The organism is Paenibacillus anseongensis, assembly GCF_009757995.1.
Classification (GTDB): domain Bacteria; phylum Bacillota; class Bacilli; order Paenibacillales; family NBRC-103111; genus Paenibacillus_E; species Paenibacillus_E chondroitinus.
In genome coordinates this window covers 789,873-813,341 of the sequence record NZ_WSEM01000008.1, presented here as the reverse complement: position 1 = coordinate 813,341, position 23,469 = coordinate 789,873, and the positions used below count along the sequence as shown (strand labels likewise).

21 protein-coding genes are annotated in these 23,469 nt (G+C 47.5%); 16 read left to right on the top strand and 5 right to left on the bottom strand.

Translation table 11 applies throughout. The annotated features are described in order from the left end of the window. Window positions 1-51 precede the first annotated feature (51 nt). Window positions 52-738 carry a DUF421 domain-containing protein gene (locus tag GON05_RS11230; protein WP_127455334.1) on the top strand — a complete coding sequence of 229 codons (687 nt, stop codon included), beginning with the start codon at window positions 52-54 and terminating at the stop codon, window positions 736-738. A 1-nt stretch (window position 739) separates the two neighbouring features. Here GON05_RS11230 and spoVB read toward each other — a convergent pair whose 3' ends face one another. Next, window positions 740-2,305 carry a stage V sporulation protein B gene (gene spoVB / locus GON05_RS11225; RefSeq protein WP_157319193.1) on the bottom strand — a complete coding sequence of 522 codons (1,566 nt, stop codon included), beginning with the start codon at window positions 2,303-2,305 and terminating at the stop codon, window positions 740-742. A 165-nt stretch (window positions 2,306-2,470) separates the two neighbouring features. Here spoVB and GON05_RS39910 point away from each other — a divergent pair, with 165 nt between their 5' ends. From GON05_RS39910 to GON05_RS11175, 10 genes are all read left to right on the top strand, one after another. After that, on the top strand, window positions 2,471-2,827 hold the full coding sequence (locus GON05_RS39910; protein WP_157319192.1) for a post-transcriptional regulator: 357 nt from the start codon (window positions 2,471-2,473) through the stop codon (window positions 2,825-2,827). Between the two features lie 101 nt (window positions 2,828-2,928). Further along, window positions 2,929-4,161, top strand: coding sequence for a protein translocase subunit SecD (secD, locus tag GON05_RS11215; protein ID WP_157319327.1), 1,233 nt, complete (start codon window positions 2,929-2,931; stop codon window positions 4,159-4,161). Further along, window positions 4,151-5,077: a protein translocase subunit SecF gene (secF, locus tag GON05_RS11210; RefSeq protein WP_127455337.1), complete on the top strand. Its 927-nt coding sequence runs from the start codon at window positions 4,151-4,153 to the stop codon at window positions 5,075-5,077. The genes secD and secF overlap by 11 nt, the downstream gene beginning before the upstream one ends. Before the next feature lie 65 nt (window positions 5,078-5,142). Further along, window positions 5,143-6,096 carry a cation diffusion facilitator family transporter gene (locus GON05_RS11205; RefSeq protein ID WP_181646264.1) on the top strand — a complete coding sequence of 318 codons (954 nt, stop codon included), beginning with the start codon at window positions 5,143-5,145 and terminating at the stop codon, window positions 6,094-6,096. Between the two features lie 57 nt (window positions 6,097-6,153). Continuing rightward, window positions 6,154-8,598, top strand: a complete 2,445-nt coding sequence (gene recJ / locus GON05_RS11200) for a single-stranded-DNA-specific exonuclease RecJ (protein WP_181646263.1) — start codon at window positions 6,154-6,156, stop codon at window positions 8,596-8,598. Beyond that, complete coding sequence (locus tag GON05_RS11195) at window positions 8,595-9,107, top strand: adenine phosphoribosyltransferase (RefSeq protein WP_157319191.1); 513 nt, start codon at window positions 8,595-8,597, stop codon at window positions 9,105-9,107. The genes recJ and GON05_RS11195 overlap by 4 nt, the downstream gene beginning before the upstream one ends. Window positions 9,108-9,338: 231 nt before the next feature. Continuing rightward, complete coding sequence (locus GON05_RS11190; RefSeq protein ID WP_157319190.1) at window positions 9,339-11,525, top strand: RelA/SpoT family protein; 2,187 nt, start codon at window positions 9,339-9,341, stop codon at window positions 11,523-11,525. Window positions 11,526-11,566: 41 nt separating this feature from the next. Further along, complete coding sequence (gene dtd, locus GON05_RS11185) at window positions 11,567-12,007, top strand: D-aminoacyl-tRNA deacylase (protein ID WP_127455342.1); 441 nt, start codon at window positions 11,567-11,569, stop codon at window positions 12,005-12,007. Between the two features lie 84 nt (window positions 12,008-12,091). After that, window positions 12,092-12,265: a hypothetical protein gene (locus tag GON05_RS11180; protein WP_157319189.1), complete on the top strand. Its 174-nt coding sequence runs from the start codon at window positions 12,092-12,094 to the stop codon at window positions 12,263-12,265. 211 nt (window positions 12,266-12,476) lie between these two features. After that, window positions 12,477-14,423: an FAD-dependent oxidoreductase gene (locus GON05_RS11175; protein WP_157319324.1), complete on the top strand. Its 1,947-nt coding sequence runs from the start codon at window positions 12,477-12,479 to the stop codon at window positions 14,421-14,423. Window positions 14,424-14,526: 103 nt separating this feature from the next. Here GON05_RS11175 and GON05_RS11170 read toward each other — a convergent pair whose 3' ends face one another. Together GON05_RS11170 and GON05_RS11165 are read right to left on the bottom strand one after the other, a co-directional pair. Then, on the bottom strand, window positions 14,527-14,835 hold the full coding sequence (locus GON05_RS11170) for a hypothetical protein (protein ID WP_157319188.1): 309 nt from the start codon (window positions 14,833-14,835) through the stop codon (window positions 14,527-14,529). Window positions 14,836-15,176: 341 nt separating this feature from the next. After that, window positions 15,177-15,566 (bottom strand): DoxX family protein, encoded by a 390-nt coding sequence (locus GON05_RS11165; protein ID WP_157319187.1) that lies wholly within the window; start codon window positions 15,564-15,566, stop codon window positions 15,177-15,179. Between the two features lie 122 nt (window positions 15,567-15,688). On the opposite strand from GON05_RS11165, the gene GON05_RS11160 reads away from it, so the two are divergent. The 5 genes from GON05_RS11160 (at window position 15,689) to GON05_RS11140 (ending at window position 22,249) form a co-directional block, all read left to right on the top strand. Then, entirely contained in the window at window positions 15,689-15,994 is a 306-nt protein-coding gene (locus tag GON05_RS11160; RefSeq protein ID WP_127455345.1) for a winged helix-turn-helix transcriptional regulator, read from the top strand. Between the two features lie 434 nt (window positions 15,995-16,428). Beyond that, entirely contained in the window at window positions 16,429-17,694 is a 1,266-nt protein-coding gene (gene hisS / locus GON05_RS11155; protein WP_157319186.1) for a histidine--tRNA ligase, read from the top strand. Between the two features lie 43 nt (window positions 17,695-17,737). After that, complete coding sequence (gene aspS / locus GON05_RS11150; protein WP_157319185.1) at window positions 17,738-19,516, top strand: aspartate--tRNA ligase; 1,779 nt, start codon at window positions 17,738-17,740, stop codon at window positions 19,514-19,516. A gap of 24 nt (window positions 19,517-19,540) precedes the next feature. Beyond that, on the top strand, window positions 19,541-20,293 hold the full coding sequence (locus tag GON05_RS11145) for a tRNA threonylcarbamoyladenosine dehydratase (RefSeq protein ID WP_157319184.1): 753 nt from the start codon (window positions 19,541-19,543) through the stop codon (window positions 20,291-20,293). Window positions 20,294-20,929: 636 nt separating this feature from the next. Further along, the gene (locus GON05_RS11140) at window positions 20,930-22,249 is read left to right on the top strand and encodes a replication-associated recombination protein A (protein WP_157319183.1); all 1,320 of its coding nucleotides are present in this window, start codon (window positions 20,930-20,932) and stop codon (window positions 22,247-22,249) included. On the opposite strand, the gene GON05_RS11135 is transcribed toward GON05_RS11140, so the two are convergent. Both GON05_RS11135 and GON05_RS11130 read right to left on the bottom strand, forming a co-directional pair. Further along, window positions 22,244-22,618, bottom strand: a complete 375-nt coding sequence (locus tag GON05_RS11135; RefSeq protein WP_157319182.1) for a DUF3889 domain-containing protein — start codon at window positions 22,616-22,618, stop codon at window positions 22,244-22,246. The genes GON05_RS11140 and GON05_RS11135 overlap by 6 nt on opposite strands. A 143-nt stretch (window positions 22,619-22,761) precedes the next feature. Next, window positions 22,762-23,445: an AlkZ-related protein gene (locus tag GON05_RS11130; protein ID WP_157319323.1), complete on the bottom strand. Its 684-nt coding sequence runs from the start codon at window positions 23,443-23,445 to the stop codon at window positions 22,762-22,764. Window positions 23,446-23,469 lie beyond the last annotated feature (24 nt).

The window sequence follows — 23,469 nt, the reverse complement described above, 5'->3', positions numbered from 1 at the left end:
TACCAGTGAACTCCGAGAACAGGCAAGAAGCTTAGATCAGGGAGGCTATCGATGGATATTCTGACCATTTTTTTACGTACCGTGCTGATCTACTTTGTCGTTTTTCTAATGCTCCGTCTGATGGGGAAGCGGGAAATCGGGAAGTTATCGCTGTTTGATCTGGTTATTTCGATTATGATTGCCGAGATTGCCGTGTTCGTGCTTGAAGATGTAAAGAAGCCAATCATGGATGGGATTGTCCCGATGGCGACACTGGTGCTGATCCAAATCATCATCGCCTATGTCACATTAAAAAATAGAAATCTCCGGATTCTATTTGACGGGAAGCCTAGCGTGATCATCAAACAAGGATTGATCGACCGTGAAGAAATGAGGAAACACCGTTACAACCTGGATGACTTAATGCAGCAGCTCAGACAAAATAAGATCATGAATGTCGCAGACGTGGAGTTTGCCGTTCTTGAGCCCTCGGGGAAGTTAAGCGTAGTGGAGAAAAGCTTGAAAGCGAAAGAGACAGCGATTGACGAACAAGGCCTGAAAGGCACGATTCGATATGAGGGTTTACCGCTGCCTCTCATTATGGATGGCAAAGTACAGGACGATAATTTGGAGAAAATAGGCAAAACGAGATTCTGGCTAAAAAACCAGCTTCAATTCAAGGGAGCGCGCGATTTCAAAGAAGTGTTTTACTGCTCCATTGACCACAGAGGCAGAATGTTTCTTGACCGCAAAAGATAGGTTAGCGGATAATTTTTTTGCCCATGTTCAGAACCCGGGTCAGGTCCTTTAAACGAATCAATCGGAAAACCGTAATCAAAAATAAATAAACAATAAACCCTACGAGAGTTGCAGATACAAAACGGAGCCATTCAACGGTAGTCCATGGCATGTACATGATGAAGTAACAACATAGACCTGAGAGGACCATAGCCGCTCCAATTTTGCCGAAATCACTGCCCTCCATACGAAACTTCAACAAACGCACAACGCTGTTCCAATGTAGGAGCGTAACCAACACAATGTTTACATTGATCGCAAAAACAGCTCCTTGAATGCCGAGTTCCGGCTTGCTGGCCAGCCAATAAATGAGGATCAATTTGACGGTAGAGCCTATCAAGGTATTGATCAAAGCGGATCCAGGTTTGTTCAAAGCTTGCAGAGTCGACTGCAGGGGTGCCTGGAAATAGATGAATAGGGCAATTGGAGCCATCATTTTGAGCATGATACCGACATCGGGTTGATTGTACATATACCTGCAGATGGGTTCGGCCAGGACGAACATGATGACAGCGAACGGAGCACCCGTGACTAAAGCCAGCCTTAAGGATTGGTGCAGGCGCGCATGGATCGTTTTCATATCTTTGCGAGCAGCTGCTTCGCTTAAGGATGGAACCAGCGAGACCGATAAAGACATCGTCAGTGCGCTCGGAAGTAGAATGATAGGGATAATCATACCTTGCAGCGCACCATACTGCGCTGTGGCCAGAGAAGTGGCAATGCCTGCAATGGCTAGACTTTGCGCAATGAGAATAGATTCGAATAAATAAGAGCTTGCCCCAATTAACTTGCTGCCCGTAATCGGGATGGAAATGCGTAATATCCGCCGCAAGTTAGCCAACCGGCCATTCGTTTTCGTCGTACCGATCTGAGCGACAGGAAGTTTCGGTGATGATTTCTTATCGTATCTGAAATGGATGGCCAGAACGGCTAGTCCGCCAATCTCACCGGCAAGAACGCCTACCATGGCGCCGGCGGCGGCATATTCGATCCCGTATGGGATCATGACATACGAGCAAACAAGCACCATCACAATGCGAATCAGCGTTTCCATGATCTGTGACGTGGCCGTGGGAATCATATTCTGTCTGCCTTGAAAGTATCCGCGGTAAACAGCGGAAACCCCGATGATCGGGATCATTGGACTCATGCATAAGAAGGTGTAATAAACGCGTGAATCGGTTAACAAATGGGAGGTGATCCAAGAGGCTCCTGCGACGCAAGCAATGGTAAATAGGATGCTCAAGCCAATTGTGATCACTAAAGAAATTCGAAGAATGCTGCGAATTCTCGATTCATTATGCTCGGCTTCAGCCTCGGCAATCAGCTTGGCAATGGCAATAGGTATGCCTCCCGTTATGATCGTCAAGATGACGGAAAGGAAAGGCCAACCCATTTGATAAAGGCCAATACCTTCTGCGCCGATGACACGCGGTAAAGTAATTCTAGGGATGAAGCCGAGAATACGGTTCAAAATGCCTGCGGCCAAAAGAATCATCGTGCCCCTGATAAATGACTGCTTGGTCATGCCATACCCTCTTCCGATACTTGTCTTACCTTATGGATATGCGAGAGTTGGTCAGGCTCATGCTAACATTTTATGGACAGGTTAAAGCTAGCAGGAAATTGGGGTGTGAATATCGAATAACATGTCAAGTTAACCATGATAAACTGACCTTAGGAGGATCTCTCTATGAATGGAGAAGATAATGATCAAGTTCCTCATCATCCTGAGGACGAGGCAAGCGCACAGATAGAGGAAGGTGAGTCAGCCCCCCATAATACGGACAAGGAAGAAGCGGAAGTTGCACTTTCCGATTTTGAATTGAGCGAGCTCATCGAGAATCTTTGTTTGAGCAAAGTGGAGGAGTTTGTGCTGCTTGGCTATGAACATGTCACTGGAAAAGAGATCTGGGATTGTGTGAGTGACAAATACCGTAAAACGGGTGTCCCTTCTCTTCATCAAATCGTGAATGACATCTTATCACTGAAATCGACCCAGTTTATGAACTGGCTGACGATAAGCATGTATAGAGGGGCCCAATTCTAAGAATAGGGCTTATTTTTTCATGTAACGACTTAAATTGACTCGATTTTCAGACCTGTATATAATAGGCATATTGAGTATCGAAGGGAGACAAGCAAGAGATGCTGGATTGGAAAAGAATATCGTTCTTTTTTCTAACGGTTGTAATTGTTCTCGGCGCAATCGGAGCAACAAGCCCTAGACTTGTAGAACGAATCAAGCTTGGTTTGGATTTAAAAGGCGGATTTGAAATATTGTACACCGCGGAGCCACTAACAGCTGGGCAGCCTTTAACGAAGGAAACGCTTACGCAAGCAGCGGAAAGTCTTGCCAAACGGGCTGACTCCCTTGGTGTAGCAGAGCCTGAGGTCTACCCAGAAGGAACAGATCGGATTCGTGTGCGTCTGGCAGGCGTGGAGAACGAGGAAGAAGTTAGAACTTTGATGTCCAAGCCATCTGTTCTTACCTTCAGAGGTCCGGATGGGACAGTCTACATGAATGGTACCGATTTCGTGGAGAACGCAGCGAAATTAAGCTACGATCCGAATACGAAACAGCCGATCGTAGAGATCAAAATGAAAAGCAGAGAGAAGTTCAAGGAAGTTACGACTAAGCTGGTGGGCAGCACATTGTCCATCTATCTGGACGATCAAGTGCAATCGACGGCATCCGTTAATTTCCCGATCGACAGCGACTCTGCCATCATTACACAAACAAGTGTAACGGAAGCAACTAAAGTAGCGAAAATGATTAACTTGGGGGCTATGCCGCTAAAGTTAACCGAAAAATATATTCAACGTGTTGATGCGACGCTAGGACAAGCATCCTTGCACCAAACAGCGCGCGCTGGGCTGATTGCATCGATCCTGATTTTCCTTTTCATGGTACTGTACTATCGTGCACCGGGGCTTGTTGCGGCTTTCACGCTAATTACATACGTTTGGGTTCTTCTTGCGGTCTTCGACTTTATGAATGCAACCTTAACGTTGCCAGGTATTGCGGCTCTTGTACTGGGAGCAGGTATGGCAGTTGACGCGAACATTATTACATACGAGAGAATCCGCGAAGAAATTCGCGCGGGCAAGAGCATCCTTTCCTCTTTGAAAGCAGGCTCCAAGCATTCCTTCCGTACAATCATGGACGCTAACGTTACGAACTTGATTGCCGGTATTGTTCTTTACTATGTAGGGAACGGCGCTATCCGCGGATTCGCGGTTATTACAATGTTAAGTATTATCATCAGTATCTTAACCAACGTTCTTTTCTCCAGATGGCTGCTTCATCTGATCATTCGAGGCAACTTGCTGAAAAAGCCAAGTTATTTCGGCGTGAAGGAGGCAGACATCCGTGGACTCTAAGAACAAGTTTGATTTTGTAAGATCTCGTAATAAATTCTTTGGTATTTCGATTGTTCTTCTTATCATAGGATTAGCTGTAATGCTATTCTCAGGGATGAACTTCGGGGTCGATTTCAAAGCAGGAACGAACATCGATCTGGTCGTAGGCAAGCAGTTGGATAAAGCCAAAGTCGATGAGATTCTGAACGGTCTGTCAACGAGCGGAGATGTGAAATCGCACCATGCGGACCCGACAATCGGCGGGAATAACAGCGATCGTGTCTCAATCCGTTTCGATGACGTGCTGAACGACGACGCGGTGAATAAAATTCAAAAAGCATTTGCAACGGCTTACGGCGTTGATGTTTCCAAAGAGATTAATACCGTAGATCCTCAGTTGGCCAAAGAATTACTGTTGAAAGCCGTATATGCGGTAGCGATTGCCAGCGTATTGATTTGTGTGTATGTTAGTATCCGTTTCGAATGGCGTTTTGCGATTGCTGCGATTATTGCCATTCTTCACGACGCATTCATGGTTATCGCGGTTTTTGCGATTTTCCGTCTGGAAGTCAATCTTCCGTTTCTGGCGGCGGTTTTAACGACAATCGGTTATTCCATCAATGATAAAATCGTTATTTTTGACCGTATCCGTGAAAATCTCAGATTCGCTAAGCTCAAAACGGACGAAGACCTCGTTGCCTTGGTCAACGACAGTATTTGGCAGACGATGGCGCGTAATATCAATACCGTTCTCGTGGTATTAATTGCCGCTGGCTGCTTGTACATCTTCGGAAGCGAGTCCATCAAGCTGTTCGCACTTGCGAAGCTGGTCGGATTAACGAGCGGTGCCTACTCCTCCATCGTTATTGCTTGTTCTCTGTGGTACCTCTTGAAAAGAAAATCGTTACGGAGTTCTAAAAAGAAAGCTGCAGCGTAATAACCATAATAACTGGCCGCGTGAATGTTGCGCGGCCTTTGTATCCGTTCAGGGGGAGTGTCAGCGTGAAAGACGAGCGTTTTCAAAAAACGGAGCTTGCGGTATGGGGCGGCATCGCCGGTAATGCAGCTCTAGCGTGTCTGAAAGGTATTGTTGGGATTATGGCGCAGAGCTCAGCCTTGTTAGCGGATGCCGCACATTCGGCATCAAGAGCCATAGCTTCATCCGCAGCACTGATTCGGGTGAGATCAGATCAGCAGCCTCCAGAGGAGTTGGATGCCCAAAGTCCAGAAAAGAATATGTCTATTGCAAGTATTCTGCTGGCTATTGTCGTTCTTATTATAGGAATCGAGATGGGGATTTCAGCGATTCATGCCTTAGGGTCTGCCGAGGAACATACTGACAAGAATTACGCGCTCGCTGCGCTTGGACTTTCGCTAGTCGTCAAAGAAATCATGTATCAATACGTGAGCCGGTTAGGCAAACGTATAGGCTCTCAGGAATTAATTGCTAATAGCAGAGGGCACCGTTCCGATATATACTCTACTATTGTGGCTCTGATCGGGGTATTCGGCGCAACACTCTCCAACGTTTTGCAGGTCCCATTCCTTTCCTATTTGGATCCGATAACAGGAATTATCATTTCTCTTATGATCTTGAAAATGGGATATTCGCTTGTCAAGGAAGCTTTACATAGGAAGCAAGAGTACGTTCTACAGCAAGAGGATGCTGATGATTTGATTGCCGTTGTGCAGTTGATTAAAGGTGTAATCACTGTAGATGACTTAAGAGCCAGAGAGCACGGACATTATGTGGTGGTTACGGTCAAAATCAGCGTGAATCCAAGGGTAACGGTTTGGGAAGGGCATGAAGTTTCCAAAAGGATCAAACAGCAGCTGATGAAAAGATTCCATCATGTTTCGGATGTGTTTGTGCACGTGGCTCCTTATGATGCCGGCTATCCCTACAAACATTCTACGGATTCAGAGCTCAGCGAGCTCCCGTCCGTTATTCATTGATTTTGTAATAAGCACGAAGAAAGTTTTGCACAGCAAAACGCTAAGGAGGACACACAAGTGCTAGCACCAAAGGCAAGATGGAGCATTGGCCATGCGGATGAAATGCTCATAGAAACTTTTGTGCGCGAGCTGCAGATCGACCCGCTTGTGGCCCGACTGCTTGTTCTCCGAGACATTCGGACGATACCTGAAGCCGAACAATTCATGCACGGCGGAGTTCAGTATTATCATGATCCCTATTTGCTTGACGGCATGCTCCCGGCTGTTGAACGTATCCGGAAAGCACTGCAGAACAACGAATTTATTCGCATATATGGGGACTATGATGCAGACGGCGTTAGCAGCACTTCGCTCATGCATCATTTGCTCACAGGCTTGGGCGCCCGGTTCGATACGTATATCCCACATCGCATTCGTGAAGGCTATGGTCTGAATCGCTCAGCGATTGATTTGGCCAAAGAGCAAGGCGTAGATCTGTTAATTACCGTGGACACAGGCATTAGTGCCGTTCAGGAAATCGCCTACTGTGAGGAGTTAGGCATAGATGTCATCGTGACGGATCACCACGAGCCTCCGGAGCACCTGCCACAGGCTCTGTCTGTGATCAATCCTAAGAAGCCCGGCTGTCCTTATCCTTTTAAGCACCTTGCCGGTGTCGGTGTTGCTCTGAAGCTGGCACACGCTTTGCTGGATAGGCTGCCAGAGGAACTGCTGGAATTTGCGGCGCTTGGCACGGTAGCGGATTTAATGCCGCTGAATGGTGAGAATCGCTTAATTGTCAAACAAGGTCTGCAGCGCATGCAGGATTCGGCTTACGCGGGATTCCGTTCACTTATTGGCGTCTCAGGCATTGAACGCAAGGAAGTGACAGCAGGTCACATCGGCTTCTCGCTCGCACCAAGAATCAATGCCAGCGGAAGACTGGAAGCAGCGGATATCGCGGTTAAATTGTTGACGACGTCCAATGAAACCGAGGCGGAGCAAATTGCTTTTGAATTGGATATGCTGAACAAAGAGCGTCAGCTTATCGTTGAAGAGATGGTGAAAGAAGCCTTTGTTCTCGCAGAGGAGCAGCAGGCCAAAGGTCTGGACAAAGTGATCGTCGTTGCGAAGGAAGGCTGGAATGTGGGCGTTGTCGGCATTGTAGCCTCCAAAATCGTGGATAAATTTTACCGTCCGACCCTGGTGCTCAGCATAGATCCGCAGACAGGAATTGCCAAAGGTTCAGCACGTTCCATTGCCGGTTTTGATTTGCACAAGGCTTTGACCGTCTGTGAAGAGTGGCTGGATCACTATGGAGGCCACCAAGCGGCAGCTGGAATGAGTTTAAGCAGAGGCCATTTGGAGGCTTTCACGCAAAAGCTGAATGAGCTTGCAGCTGCGACATTGACGGAGCAGGATTATATCCCGCTGTTGAAGGCCGACGCTGTATGCAGCTTGCCTGATGTCCCTATTGCCAGCATCGAAGGATTGGAGAAGCTTGCGCCATTTGGCATGGGCAATCCCGCGCCCAGGTTCATGTTCACCGATCTATCGCTGGACGACATTCGGACCATGGGCAAAGAGAAGCAGCATCTGAAGCTCGCGCTCTCTCAGGCCAAAGATGAAGTAAGCTGCTCGGTGGAAGCCGTTGGATTCGGCAAAGGCAGTCTGGCTGGACTCATCACTCAAGCGGCTAAGGTCGATGTCCTTGGCGAGCTGTCCATCAATGAGTGGAACGGCGTCCGCAAGCCGCAAATTGTCATGCAGGATTTGAAGATCACGCATATGCAGCTCTTTGATTGGCGTGGAGCGGGTCAATTAAGCGCCAAGCTGAATATGCTTCAAAATAACCTGGCAACAAGCAACACGAAGAATCAAGTACCTGGTATCGTGCTCTTCGATGAAACAGATGTGAAAGCTTTTGCTGCCACGGCTTTCCAAATCGGCGACGAAATCCCTTACTGGGTCGTTCAAGACAGCGGCTTATTACGGCCAGGCAATCAAACAGCCAGTCAGCTGGATTTTGCTCATATGAAGGACATCATTTTGTACACGATCCCAAGGAGTTTAGTTAGCTTACAAGGTGTGTTACAGCAAGCCCTTGGCATGATGCGTTGTTATCCGGTTTTCGCAGAGTTAGGACCTGACAGTGGAAGCACCTTGCCTTCTCGTGAGATGTTCAAGATGATGTACGGCACATTACAAAAAGAAGGCTCGTTGAATGTGCAGGATCCACGTCTAATGGCCTCATTCAGCAAAAGATCGGGCTTGTCACCAGCTATGATTCAATTCATTTTATCCGTGTTTGAGGAGTTATCGTTTATTGAAAGACAAGGGGCTTTCGTTAAACTGCATGCATCACCTGCAAAAAAAGATCTTACGGCATCCCGCATTTATCAGCATAGAATGAATCGTCAAGAAGTTGAATCTGTTGTGATGTATTCTTCAGCCAAAGAATTAGAGCAGTGGATTGCCCAGCATATCAAGCAAGAAAACCACATATTGGAGGAAATTATATGAATTTCAAAGAGTACATTCGCGTTATCCCAGACTTCCCGCAACCGGGAATCCGTTTCAAAGATATCACCACACTGCTTCAAAACGGTGCTGTCTACAAAGAAGCCATTGATCAATTGAAAGAAATGGTTAAAGAGAAAGAAATTGACGTCATCGCGGGACCAGAAGCTCGCGGCTTCGTCATCGGTGCTCCGCTGGCTTATGCGCTTGGCGTAGGTTTTATTCCGATTCGCAAAAGCGGTAAGCTGCCAGGCGAGACCATTGAAGTGGATTATGCCTTGGAATATGGCAAAGATAAACTAGCTATGCACAAGGATGCCATTAAGCCTGGTCAAAAAGTTCTAATTGCCGATGACCTGCTGGCAACCGGCGGAACGATTCAATCCTCGATCGATTTGATTCAACAGCTTGGCGGAGATATTGTTGGAGCGGCGTTCTTAATTGAACTTTCCTATTTGGAAGGCAGAAATAAGTTTAATGGTATAGATGTGGTTTCCTTAGTTCAATATTAAAATAAGCGAAGAATCGAATGTCATATTCGATTCTTTTTTGTACATAGATATAGGCCGTAAGGAAGGAATATTTCAAAGGATTTTAGGCAAAATGATGTTTTTTGTCGAAAGGTTAGCATGGCATAGTTGACGCGGAGCCTGCCTTGCAGGCATAATGAATAAAAATCGACTAAAGATGAGCATTTGAAAAGTTCGCTTTTTAAACAACCTCTAAAGGGAATGGGTAGATGCATGGGTATAGAGCAGCTGTTAGAGAAGGCAGCCACCTATCTGAAAGAGAATGATTTGCAGAGGATACGGGAGGCCTATGAATTCGCGGATGAAGCCCATCATGGCCAAGTGCGCAAATCGGGGGAGCCCTATATTCTGCATCCACTCGCTGTTGCAGATATACTGGTGAACATGCAGATGGACGTCACATCCGTGATTGCGGCGCTTCTGCATGATGTCGTTGAAGATACAACAGTTTCACTCGAAACTGTTCTAGATAAATTCGGGAAAACCTGCGCAATGCTTGTTGACGGCTTGACGAAGCTCGAACGGATTAAGTTCAAGTCCAAGGAAGAGCAGCAGAATGAGAACTACCGCAAAATGTTTGTCGCTATGGCGCAGGATATTCGCGTTATTTTGATTAAACTGGCGGATCGATTGCACAACATGCGCACGTTGAAGTACCAATCGGAGGAAAGCCAGCGCCGCATAGCGGAGGAAACGCTGGAGATTTTCTGTCCGATTGCACATAGGCTCGGGATTTCCACCATCAAGTGGGAAATGGAGGATATCGCTCTCCGTTATTTGAATCCTCAGCAGTATTACCGGATCGTGAATCTGATGCAGAAGAAGCGAACCGAGCGTGAGCAATATATCGAAGACGTAATCCACAGTATCAAAGAAAAGCTGGATGAGATGGGAATCCAGGGAGATATCTCCGGAAGGCCCAAACATCTCTATAGTATTTATAAAAAAATGAGCTCCCGCGGCAAACAGTTCAATGAGATCTATGATCTCATGGCGCTGCGCGTCATTGTCGATGGCATCAAAGATTGCTACGCTTCTTTGGGTATTATTCATACTTTGTGGAAACCGATGCCTGGACGTTTCAAAGATTATATCGCTATGCCTAAGCCGAATATGTATCAGTCTCTCCATACAACGGTGATCGGTCCCAAGGGGGAACCTCTGGAGGTTCAGATTCGTACTTGGGAAATGCATAGAACGTCCGAGTTCGGTATTGCTGCACACTGGGCCTACAAAGAAGGTGGCTCCGTTGTTCCATCAGGCACGTTTGAAGATAAGATGAGCTGGTTCCGTGAAATTTTGGAGCTTCAGCATGAAACGAATGATGCTTCTGAGTTTATGGAATCCATGAAGATGGACTTTTTCTCCGATCTTGTCTTTGTGTTTACGCCAAAAGGCGAGGTCATCGAGCTTCCGGCCGGTTCCGTGCCTTTGGATTTTGCTTACCGTATTCATACGGAGGTCGGAAATCGGACAATTGGCGCCAAAGTCAATTCCCGCATCGTCCCCTTGGATCACAAGTTGAAAACAGGGGATATCATTGAAATTCTGACGTCCAAACATTCTTATGGACCAAGTCAGGACTGGATCAAGCTCGCGCAATCGTCCCACGCCCGCAGTAAAATTAAGCAGTGGTTCAAGAAAGAGAAGCGCGAAGAGAACGTCGAAAAAGGGAAAACCATGATTGAGCGCGAGCTCAAGCGGTTGGCCATTGATCCGCCGACACTGATGAGTGATGAGAAAATGCTCGAAGCGGCGAAAAAGTTCAATTTTAACGACATTGAAGACATGCTGTCTGCCGTCGGGTTTGGCGGGATTACAGCCGCGCAAATTTGTACGAAGCTTACAGAGAAGCTGCGTAAGGAAGCCGAAGAAGCTCAGGTGCTTCAGCTCACTACGGAGGTTAAAGAAGTTAAGTCACCAAGCGCAACCGAACGGAAAAGCCGTCCAACCAACGGCGTGAAGGTGAAGGGCGTGGACAACTTGCTTGTGCGCTTTGCCCGCTGTTGTAATCCGGTACCCGGTGATTTGATCATCGGCTACATTACAAGAGGGCGCGGCGTGTCCGTGCACCGGGCGGATTGTACGAATATTCCTACAAGCATGGGGGAAGAGGAACGGGTCATTGAGGTTGATTGGTGTGAAGCCATCGAATCCAATTTCAATGTGGAAATTGAGATTACAGGCCATGACCGTCGAGATTTCTTGAACGAAGTTCTTCAGGCTGTTTCAGAAAGCAAAACGAGTATTTCAGCGGTTTCAGGCCGATCAGATAAAAACAAGATGGCAACGGTTCATATGACCATTTTGATCAAAAATATCGATCATCTGCAATCCGTTGTCGAGAGGATCAAACGTGTGAGAGACGTTTATTCCGTTCAGCGCATTATGCAAAGCTAAGCTTGCGGCTGTGAACGAACGTGAGGAGATTTAGAGAAACCATGAGAGTAGTTGTTCAGCGGTGCAAGCGCGCCGAAGTAACTGTGAATGGCGCATCTGTCGGACAGATCGAGCAGGGTCTGATGCTGTTAGTCGGCATCACCCACGACGATACGGAGCAGGATGCGAAATATATAGCGGACAAAGTAGCCGGACTGCGCATTTTTGAAGATGAGACCGGTAAAATGAATCTATCCGTGCTGGAGACAGGCGGCCAAATTTTATCCGTTTCCCAGTTTACTTTGTATGGAGATTGCCGCAAAGGGAAACGGCCCAACTTCATGTCAGCAGCTAGACCTGAGATTGCACAGCCGCTGTATGATAAGTTCAATGAGCTGCTTCGCGCTCAGGGCTTGCAAGTGGAAACGGGCGCATTTGGCGAAATGATGGATGTTTCATTTACGAATTGGGGACCTGTTACTTTGATCATCGATAGTAAATAATCGGGTTGCTTTTTGCGCAAAGGATAAGATGCGGACAGCCTGGATATACTAAAACTGTATATTCTTGCAGTTAGGAGCATCCAGATGCGTCAATCGATCAAGCATAAAGCCATGACGGCGCCAGAGCAGCAACTGCTGCATACAACACTTGCCGAGCGGATGAGTCAGGCACCGGCGTTAGCCGACGTTGAAATTAGCGCAGAGTTCACATCCGATCAGGAGAAAATGAAAAGCATTCCCAAGAAATCATATCGTTAATCGTAAAGCCTCGCGCTGCCTCGTCAGCAATGCGGGGCTTTATTTGTAGGATGAGGCAATGTGGCAGGATTTCTCTACACCTTTAAAATGTGGTAAACTAACAAGTGATGTTTTTGGTTGACAAAATAATCGACTGCTCAAGAAAGCTTATCAAACCTTCAACCGGTAAGCTGTATGAAAAGCAGGGGACAAGGTGGGTGCTTTCGTTTTAATGGCAAATCCGAATCGTAACAATTCCGCTTCCAAAGGATGGCTTTGGTTGATGGGAATCTTGATTCTGCTCGCGGTGCTGGGGGCTGCGGCGTCTTTGTATTATCAATATAAACACCACATAAGCGGTGGACAGACGAAGGCGAAGCAAGAAATTGAAGAAGTGAAATCCGTAAAGAAAACAAAAGAAGCGTATGATGTCATTGTCGTGGGTACCGATCCTGAGGGAGTTGCTGCGGCTGTTTCGGCTGCGCGTAATGGGTTAACTACCCTTCTGGTGGATGGACGGAATCGTGAGATTCTGGGAGGGCTAATGACACTGGGCTGGATTAACTCCATTGATATGAACTATGCTCCAAACAAGAACCTTTTAGGAAAAGATGATGTCTTCAACAAGGGCTTCTTCTCCGAGTGGTATGCCAAAATTGAAGGGGATTCCTTCGATGTGAATACAGCCGCAAATGCGTTCTATGATTTGGTTAAAAATGAATCTAAAATTGATGTGCTGCTCAAAACGAAGAAGATTGATCCGCTCCTTTCTCAAGATAAAAAGGCTGTGCAAGGTGCTACGATTACACTCGAAGATGGCAGTACGCAAGTCGTGAAGGCGGCTTCGGTTATCGATGCGACGCAGGATGGAGATTTCGCGGCGGCATCAGGAGTGGCGTTTACGATCGGACACGAGGATATCGGGGATCCGAATTCCAAGATGGCCGTGACGCTTGCGTTTCGTTTGAAAAACGTAACACCGGAAGTTTGGAACCTGATGGCCACAAGGCTGAACGGGGATAATAATCCGGATACAGGGGTCAATGATGTAAGTGTATTTGGTTATGGGGAAATGAGTAAATATCCACCTCTTAACAAAGAAAGAGCCAAGATGAGAGGGCTCAATATGGGTAGGGAAAATGACAATACCGTCCTTATTAATGCCTTGCAAATTTTCGGGGTTGATACCTTTGATCCGAAAGCTGTTCAAGAAGCTTTTGACATCGGGAAAAAAGAACTGCCTAATATTTTATCTTATATGCAAAAAACGTTCCCTGAGTTTGCAAGCCTTGAGCTAGATGGATCTGCACCAGAGCTATATGTTCGGGAAACGCGTCATATGCAGGGAGAATACAGACTCAACATTGTAGACGTTTGTACGAACAATGATCAGTGGGACCGCATTGGATTCGGTTCTTATCCAGTGGATATTCAAAGGATCTCTCCGACCGATAACGGCAACGTAGTGTGTAAACCGAAGCAGTACGCGATCCCGTTCCGCAGCCTAGTGCCGCAGAAGGTGGATGGACTGCTTGTAGTAGGTAGAGCGGCCAGTTACGATACACTGCCGCATGGAAGTGCCCGCGTTATGCCTACAGGCATGGCCGAAGGGGAAGCCGCAGGAGCTGCAGCGATGTTCGCGAAGCAGGAGAAGATGACGTTCCGCCAGCTATCGGCGTCCAAAGAAGTGATTGCGAAGCTGCAGGAGCAGTTGAACAAACAAGGCATGGAGATTCATCCGATGACACTCAAGCCGCAGCCTTTTATGGAGCATAAAGCTTATGAGGGGTTGAAATCCGCTCTTATGCTTGGCTTGGCTTCCGGTGCGTACGACAACAATTTTCACTTGGATGACCCCGCGAATCCGAAACGGATGGTCAATCTCGTGAGCGGCGCGAAGAAAATGAAGCCGGATGCCTTCAAAGGGGATGTATCGCAGGCCATCGCGAAGATGGAGAATGCCGATAAAATCCCGTTATCGCTTGAGCAGGCTACTTATACGATAACACAAGCTTTGGGATTGACTGCTACATCCAAAGAGGCGCAGGCAAAGCTAATAGAGAATAAGCTGTTGACCGATGCTTCATTGAAGCTAATAGCAGACAATCAAAAGTTAACGAACGGTGATATTTACTTGCTTATCAAAGATCTGAAGGTTGGTTTAACCGGCAAACCTTAAAAAATAACAAATAAGAGCCTTATTACGCCGTAGTTGCATGTGGCGATAAGGCTCTTATCTTTTTTTTCGAAGCCAATGGAAGTTTTGACTGCGCTTACAAAATTCAGTCAGCTTCTGATGCATCCTCTTCGGCTTCCGCAGATTCTTCCGCATCTTCTTCGGCAGAATCATCACTATCTACTTCAGCTTCCTCGTCGGCATCAACTTCCGCTTCTTCTTCCGCTTCGACTTCTTCTTCCTCAGCTGCTTCTTCAGCTTCTTCGGCTTCGTCCGAATCCTCAATGGCCTCTTCTTCGGCTGCTTCAGCTTCTTCGGCTACATCGTCTTCAACTTCAGCTTCGGTTTCGGATTCCTCAGAGAAGAGCACCACTAGATCCTGCCGTTCCTCTTGAAACTCGTTTTGTGTTGTCATTGTTACAGCCTCCTGATGATAAATTCAAGGCCATTTGCCTTGTTGTAATGTATATGTGTAAAAAAGGCTGAATATACGAGGGGAGCAAAATGAAAATCATTGAAAATACAGGGAAAACACTGTAATGAAATTGTAATTTAAATTTCATACTGCGTTAATCAACCATGGATATAATAAAACTCGACCCCCTTTAATTTATATATTGTCTAGAGGCCTGCCGCCACTCGTGCTGCAGGCTATTTTCTTTGTAGGATAGGCTCATGTTTCGCCATCGAAATAGAAAAGGGCTATCATCCATCAAGTCATTTCTGACTTAAGGTGATAGCCCAGTTCTTCATTTTTTATAATAAAGCATCCAGAGAATAGTCGCCTGCACCAATAAGCGCGACGCCCAGTGCCGCCACAATCAAAAGCAAATTGTACTCGAACCCATTAGAAGTGGACCAATAGCTTTTGTTATGAACCTTTATAATAGCAACAAGCATAGTAATGATAATAAGTGCAGCCGCAACCGGGGTCCAAAGTCCTGCAGCAAAGAGCAAGCCGCCTACAATTTCCGACAAACCGGCAACGACGGCCATCAGGACACCGGGCTTAATGCCGATGGAATCGAAAAAGCCTCCTGTGCCTTTTGGTCCATACCCACCAAACCATCCAAATACTTTCTGTGTGCCGTGCGCGGCTATTGTTAAACCTAACACCAAACGAATAAGAAGAAGACCTAAAGCCATGACTAACTACTCCTCTTTAAATAAATTTTATTTAATTACTTACTTTATGTTAGTATATTATTACGCAGCACTTACTTTTGTCAAGCGACTATGTTAAAATTGTTTATAAGGAGATGATTTATATGGAAGACTACCAACTGTGCCCGAAATTCGAAAATGCATTTGAACTTCTGGGAAAGCGTTGGACGGGGCTCATCGTACATGTCTTGTTGACGGGGCCGAAGCGGTTTAAAGATATATCCGTGCTTATCCCAAGTATGAGCGATCGCATGCTTTCGGAGAGATTTAAAGAACTTGAGGCTGCAGAGATCATTGTCCGACACGTGTACCCGGAAACTCCGGTTCGTATTGAGTATGAATTGACAGCTAAAGGAAAAGGACTTAAGCCTGTTATGGACGAGTTGCAAAAATGGGCGGACTCTCATTAATTAAATGAAGGCGGCGCTAAGTCAAGTGGACGTATATCTCTTGACTTTACTTCTGCCAATGTTTACAATAAACAATAATTCAATACCTTTGTGATCCGTTGAAGGGATAAAGTATTTCGCCCCCACATTATCAGAGAAGGAAGTCTAGGCTGCGAGCTTCCTATGATGAGCGAACGAAAAGACCTCCCCGAGGACCTGCTGGGAACGACATGTCGATTTATGACCGTCTAGTAGTGGCAGTGCGTATTCGCGGGCGTTAACCGTTAAGAGCAGATTTCTGTTTATTGTGCCTATGGCGCGAGTACAGACGATCTGAATGTGGGTGGTACCACGGGTGAATTTGTTAATCAAATCTCTCGTCCCTGACGAACGTCGGGGGTGGGGGATTTTTTTGTTATATAACCAAGAGCGACAGATAAAGGGAGGTTGAACACATGAGCATTCAAAAGCCAAAAGGCACGCAGGACCTGCTTCCCGGCGAAGTGGAGAAGTGGCAGTACCTGGAAAGCAAAGCAAGGGACTTATGTCAACGATTTAACTACAAAGAAATCCGTTCGCCGATTTTCGAAAGTACGGAGCTTTTCTCCAGAGGTGTGGGAGAAACGACGGATATTGTCGAGAAAGAAATGTACACCTTTATGGATAAAGGCGATCGCAGCATGACCTTGCGTCCAGAAGGGACAGCCGGCGTTGTTAGGGCTTATGTAGAAAATAAGCTGTATGGAGTGCCAGATTTGACGAAGTTGTTCTATGTGGGACCAATGTTTCGCTATGAACAGCCGCAAGCCGGAAGATACCGTCAGTTCCACCAGTTCGGGATTGAAGCTTTCGGATCCGTTGATCCAAGCATTGATGCCGAAGTTATTGCACTAGGGTACACGTTTTACAAAGAAATTGGGTTAAAAGATGTAACCGCTGAAATTAACTCCGTGGGCACACCATCCGTTAGAACGGTTTACCGTGAGAAATTACAGGAATTTTTTGCACCTGTGAAACACTTGCTCTGCAAAGATTGCCAGTCCCGTTATGATCGCAACCCAATGCGCATTCTTGATTGCAAAACCGATCAGAAGTACGCGGTAGGCGCTCCTGAGATTCTGGATTATTTGGACGAAGAATGTTCGACACACTTTGCACAGGTTCGCGAGCACTTAACCGCTATGGACATTCCCTATCGGGTGAACCCTCGCCTGGTACGCGGGCTTGATTATTACACACACACCGCTTTTGAGTACAAAGCAGCTGGCATTGGAGCTATCGATACAATTGGCGGCGGCGGGCGTTACAACGGTCTCGTTGAGCAAATTGGCGGTCATGGCACAGATCAACCAGGCGTAGGTTTGGGGCTAGGTCTGGAACGCATTCTGCTTGTGCTGCAGGCGCAGGGTGTTGAGATCCCGAAACCAGAGCCGCTTGATGTATACCTGATCGGGTTAGGCGAGCCTGCCGAGAAGGAAGTCACGAAGCTGCTGCACCAGTTAAGGGTTCAAGGCCTCAAAGCCGAGAAGGACTACCAAGGGCGCAAATTGAAGGCGCAAATGAAATCAGCAGACCGTTTCCAAGCGAAGTATGTGGCAATTCTCGGAGACGATGAGTTAGCCCGCGGCGAAATTACGCTGAAGCAGATGGAAACAGGTTCTCAAGTCATTGTAAGTTTAGTGGATCTTGCTTCAAATGCTGCAAAGACACTATTCGAATAGATAGTACTTAATGATTAATTACTCATGAGGAGGCAACAACATTATGATGCTCAAAACACATCATTGCGGGCAGCTTACGAAAGATCAGGTAGGACAGACTGTTATTCTAAACGGGTGGGTACAAAGAAGACGTGACTTAGGCGGGGTACTATTTATTGATCTTCGCGACCGCAGCGGGCTTGTACAGACGGTATTTAACCCGGATTTCTCAGGGGATGCTCTAGCGATTGCTGACCGTGCACGTAATGAATATGTGCTTGCTGTAAAAGGGAAAATCGTAGAGCGTGACGCCGAAACGGTTAATAAAAATATCCCGACGGGTGAAATTGAAATTCAAGTAACGGAAATCGAAATCATGAACGCTGCCAAAACACCTCCATTCTTCATTGAAGACGGTGTGGAAGTGGATGAAGCTGTTCGTCTGAAATACCGCTATTTGGACCTTCGCCGTCCGGAAATGCAAAGAACGTTAATGCTTCGCTCGAAAGCGTCCAAAATTTTCCGCAATTTCTTGGATGACCAAGGATTCGTAGAAGTGGAAACACCGATTTTGACGAAAAGCACACCGGAAGGCGCTCGTGATTATTTGGTGCCAAGCCGTGTTCACCCAGGTGAATTTTTCGCGCTGCCGCAATCCCCACAAATTTTCAAACAGCTATTGATGGTTAGTGGTCTGGAGCGGTACTACCAAATCGCACGTTGTTTCCGCGACGAAGACCTTCGTGCAGACCGTCAACCGGAATTTACACAAGTCGACATTGAGACTTCCTTCCTGGCGCAAGATCAATTGCTGGATATTTTGGAAGAGCTTGTTGTGAACTTGATGAGAGAGACGGCACAAGTCGAAATTCCGCGTCCTTTCCAACGTATTACGTATGCGGATGCGATGGCGAAATATGGTTCAGACAAACCGGATCTGCGTTTCGGGCTAGAGCTTGAAGATGTATCGGATATCGTTCAAACTTCCGGCGTTCAAGTATTTGCGAATGTGGTTAAAGGCGGAGGCCAAGTTAAAGCACTGAATGCTAAAGGCTGTGGTACTTGGAGCCGTAAAGAGATCGATGACCTGCTGCCATTCGCGGCGCGTTACGGGGCTAAGGGCTTAGCTTGGATTCAAGTCAAAGACGGCGAATTCAAAGGGCCTATCGTGAAATTCTTTAACGAAGCTGAAATTGCTGCTCTGACTGAGCGTCTAGGCGCTGAAGAAGGAGATCTACTTCTTTTCTCCGCGGATAAAAAGAAAGTCGTAGCCGATGTTCTAGGCAACCTTCGTCTGAAAATCGGTCGTCAACTCGGACTTATCGACGACTCCAAGTTCAAGTATGCATGGGTCGTAGACTTCCCGCTGCTTGGATACGACGAAGAAGCCAAACGTTATGTCGCAGAGCACCATCCGTTCACGCGTCCTAATGAAGACGATATTCACTTCTTTGACACGGACCCAGGTCAAATTCGAGCTCAAGCGTATGACCTTGTTTTGAACGGCTATGAAGTAGGCGGCGGTTCCATGCGTATTTACCAACGTGACGTGCAAGAGAAAATGTTCGGAGCACTTGGTTTCTCAAGTGAAGAAGCACAGGAGAAATTCGGCTTCTTGCTCGATGCGTTCGAATATGGAACGCCTCCACATGGTGGTTTCGCCTTCGGTTTCGACCGTTTGGTGATGCTGATCACAGGCCGTACCAACTTGAGAGAAACGATTGCATTCCCGAAAACAGCAAGCGCGACGGACCTGTTGATGGATGCACCGGGAACAGTAGATGACAAACAGCTTGATCAATTGTCGATTCGCTTAGCGCTTAAGCAGCCTGCTAAAGCCTAAGAACATAGAAGAGGACGTGTTTCTATGCTTCACCAATTTTCGCGGACTGAACTTGCCATTGGCCCTGAAGGTTTAGATATTATGAAAAATAGCACCGTCGCCGTTCTAGGCATCGGCGGTGTCGGTTCCATTGCTGCAGAAGCATTGGCGCGTACAGGGGTCGGACGGCTTATTCTGATCGACAAGGACGTTGTCGACATCACGAATATTAACCGTCAGATCCATGCCCTTACAACGACCGTAGGGCAGCCCAAAGCTGATCTGATGCGCGATCGGATCAAACTGATTAATCCGGAATGCGATGTTATCTCCATGCGGATGTTCTATACAGAGGAAACCTATGAGGAAGTGTTCGCTCATCACATCGACTACATGCTCGATGCCAGTGACACCATTTCCTATAAAATTCATCTGATCAAACAGTGCCTGGAGCGGAAGATTCCGATCGTCTCCAGCATGGGCGCCGCTAACAAAATGGACCCTTCGCAGTTCAAAGTAGCGGATATTTCCAAAACAAGCATGGATCCGATCGCTCGGGTCGTGCGCCAGAAGCTGCGCAAAGAAGGCATCAAAAAAGGCGTAAAAGTCGTCTTCTCCACCGAAGAGCCGATGAAGCCGCGTGAAGACGTTACACAACAAATCGTACCGGCGAATGCACCAGAAATTCGCAAAGCGAAGCAGCCTCCGGCGAGCAACGCTTTCGTTCCTCCGGTGGCAGGATTGATCATGGTGAGTGTGGCCGTGAAAGATCTGCTGGAGATCGGTTCGAAGAAATAAGGATGAGGGGCTATCTTAACAGGTCAGGGATGATCTGTTGAGGTAGCCCCTTTTTGTTTTGGAAAAGGAGGACATGGTGCTGTGAAACAGAGAGGTGCTGCATTCGGGAGCCGTGTGCAACTCCAAGTGCAAGTGCTAAATGCAAACCCCTCGACCCCAGTTCCACGCCCACCTCACGTTATCTAGACAGTAGCCATCTTTTTACGGACTCAGGAGCCGCTATTCTAGCCAAATGAGCTAGATTTGAGGAGCTAACGGACTGAGGAGGCGTTATTTAATGGTTTTGTTGCTGTTTTAGGCAATTCCAAGGCTTTTAACGACTCGTGAGTCCGTTAGAAGTAAAATTTGTCCCAAAAGCAGCCAATAGAGTACCTCAGTCCGTTAGCCCCCACAGAAATCTCAACAAGCAGCAAATTCTGACAAAATGCCCAATTTCCAAGCAATTCCCAGTTGTTAAACTGTAGGCATTACAGTACATCATCTTAAACACCAGCTCAGCACTAAACTTACTGCACGAAATACAGCTTCTCATCGCGCCCTAGCCAAGCAGCCACCTCACACAAGACATGACAGTCCACCCCATGAGGCGTATAATGGAAACAGTCTATTTAAACCCAAAGCAAAGGAATAACCAACATGGACTTGTTTACATATGCCTCATCGCAAGAACCGACCGGCAAGCTGCTCGCTGACCGTATGCGGCCTACAACGCTGGACGAGTACATCGGGCAAGAGCAAATTGTCGGCAAAGGCAAGCTGCTGCGCAGAGCCATTGAAGCCGATCAGGTGAGCTCCATCCTGCTCTATGGACCGCCGGGCACAGGGAAGACAACTCTCGCCAATATCATCGCGAACCGGACAAAAGGCGAGTTCATGAAGCTGAATGCGGTCGATGCTTCGGTCAAAGATGTGCGAGAGATTATTGAGCTCGCCAAGACCAATAAAGCGATGTACGGCCGCAAGACGATTTTGTTCTTGGACGAGGTGCACCGCTTCAACACCTCACGCCAGGATGCGCTGCTCCCTGCCGTAGAGCAGGGCATCCTCATCTTCATCGGGGCGACCACAGAGAACCCGTTTCACCATGTGAACGGGGCTCTGCTGTCGCGCTCGACGCTGTTTCAGCTCGAGCCCCTCACGGCGGAGCATGCGCTCATCGCCATGCGAAGAGCCATCGCCGATCCCGACAAGGGGCTCGGCTTCATGCGCCTCCACGTGGACGAGGAGGCGCTGGAGCACATAGCGCAGATGGCCGTTGGCGACATCCGCCGCTCTTTGAACGCGCTGGAGCTGGCAGCGCTCACGACCTCCCCCGAACCGGATGGTACGGTTCGGATCACGCTGGAGGTGGCGGAAGAGTCGATCCGCCGCCCTATCGTGAAAGCGGACGAGTCGACGCAGTATGACGTCTTGTCCGCCTTTCACAAGAGCGTACGCGGCTCCAGTGACGCCGCGTTGTTCTGGTTCTTGTATGCCGTCGAGAAGCTCGGCATGGACCCTATGACGTTCCTGCGGCGGCTTATCGTCGCCAGCAGCGAAGACATCGGCCTGGCTAACCCGCAGGCCATGGTGCAGTCTGTGACGGCTATGGACGCGTACCACAAGATTGGCTGGCCGGAATCGAAGTACGTCATTTCCCAGGCAATTTTATTCGCTGTTGAGAGTCCTAAATCTAATTCCATCCCGATAGCGATCTCTCGTGCGGAACAGATGATGGAGCGCGTTAAATCTGCGGATGTGCCGCTTCATTTGCGCGATACGCACTACAAAGGAGCGGAGAAGCTCGGGCACAAAGGATATATGTATCCGCATGATTATCCTGGGCATTATGTGCAGCAGCAGTATTTACCGGATGAGATTAAACATGAAATCATCTTTGCGGCCAGTGAGCAGGGAACGGAAGATAAGATGCGGCAGAATCAACACAAAAGAAGAGGGAAGCCTGCAGATCTATAGGATCTGTAAGTTCCCTCTTCTTTCTTGTTCCATTTGAATGGTAAAAAGTTTTTCCGACACAGGGTCATATCGTATGGATACGATCAGCGGGAATTCAACGCCCTGATGTCGAACCCAGAAACGAAATTGCTGCTGATCCACCCCTGGCGCTACACGGGAATGGCCCAAATACTTATAGTCTAGCAACGTGTATACTTTGCCAGCTTCATGGAAGGCGACTCGGCTCCATTTGGCATAGAGGGGGTCAGGATCTTGAGACGGAGCTGGTTGTCGGGCTATAGCTTCCAGGATGTCAACTTCCATGCTCGCTTGTGCTGTGCCGCACCAGCTTAGTCCAAGCAGGAGAAGCACGGCTGAGATTTTACTCATTCGCTCACACCTTTCGCCTATAGGGTTCGCGTAGGCGCGAGGCGGCATACTAGCAGGCGTTGAGGTAAATTAGGGCACTTTTTGCAGATTGAGGGGATAAAAAAAGAACCTCCTAAGAAGAAGAGGTCCTTTTCTTTTTTTACTTATAACTTAAAAATCTTCCCAAGGTATTGAACTGCCTTAGAGCTATAACGCTCCTGAATATAAGCTCTAAACTGTTTTTTCGCTTCAGGTGTCGGTAATGAATTCACCGCTAAACCATGAAGTTCCATCCAATGCAGGGCTGTCATATAGCAGGTACTGTTCCAGCCATTTTTTGTACCATTGGCGGTCAAACGCTCGCTGATGCCTGCAATTACAATATCCGTTTTGCTCTGCAGCTCAATGAGCGCACGGTCAAATTCACTTTTGGACTCTTTGGCTTTCATTCCGGTAACAGCCCGGAGCACTTTGACATCAATGCCTTCGTTTGCCTCAACCGCTTGGAACAGCTCGACGGCTGATTTGGGAAGCAGCCCGTCTTCATAGCGTTCTTCCACAGAGTAGGGGTCTTCCAACAGATTTTTTACCAAAGGGAAAAGGTCCGCCGAAATTAATAAAGGCTTCTTAGCGAAAAAACGACCATAGGCGGCAAGTCCGTCACCTGGCAGACGATCCCGCCAAAGCCAAGGATCCGTCTCCAAGCCGGTATGCCATTGTCCTTGTGTTGTCATGGATTCAAGTGAAGGATGATCCGGTATGAAAGAAGAGAGAGGTAGAATGCCGACTTCTTTCACGATTTTTGTCACATCCTCGTACGTAGCAGCCTTCAAGTCCGCCTCATTCATTTTAATCAAACTGATCATCCTTCT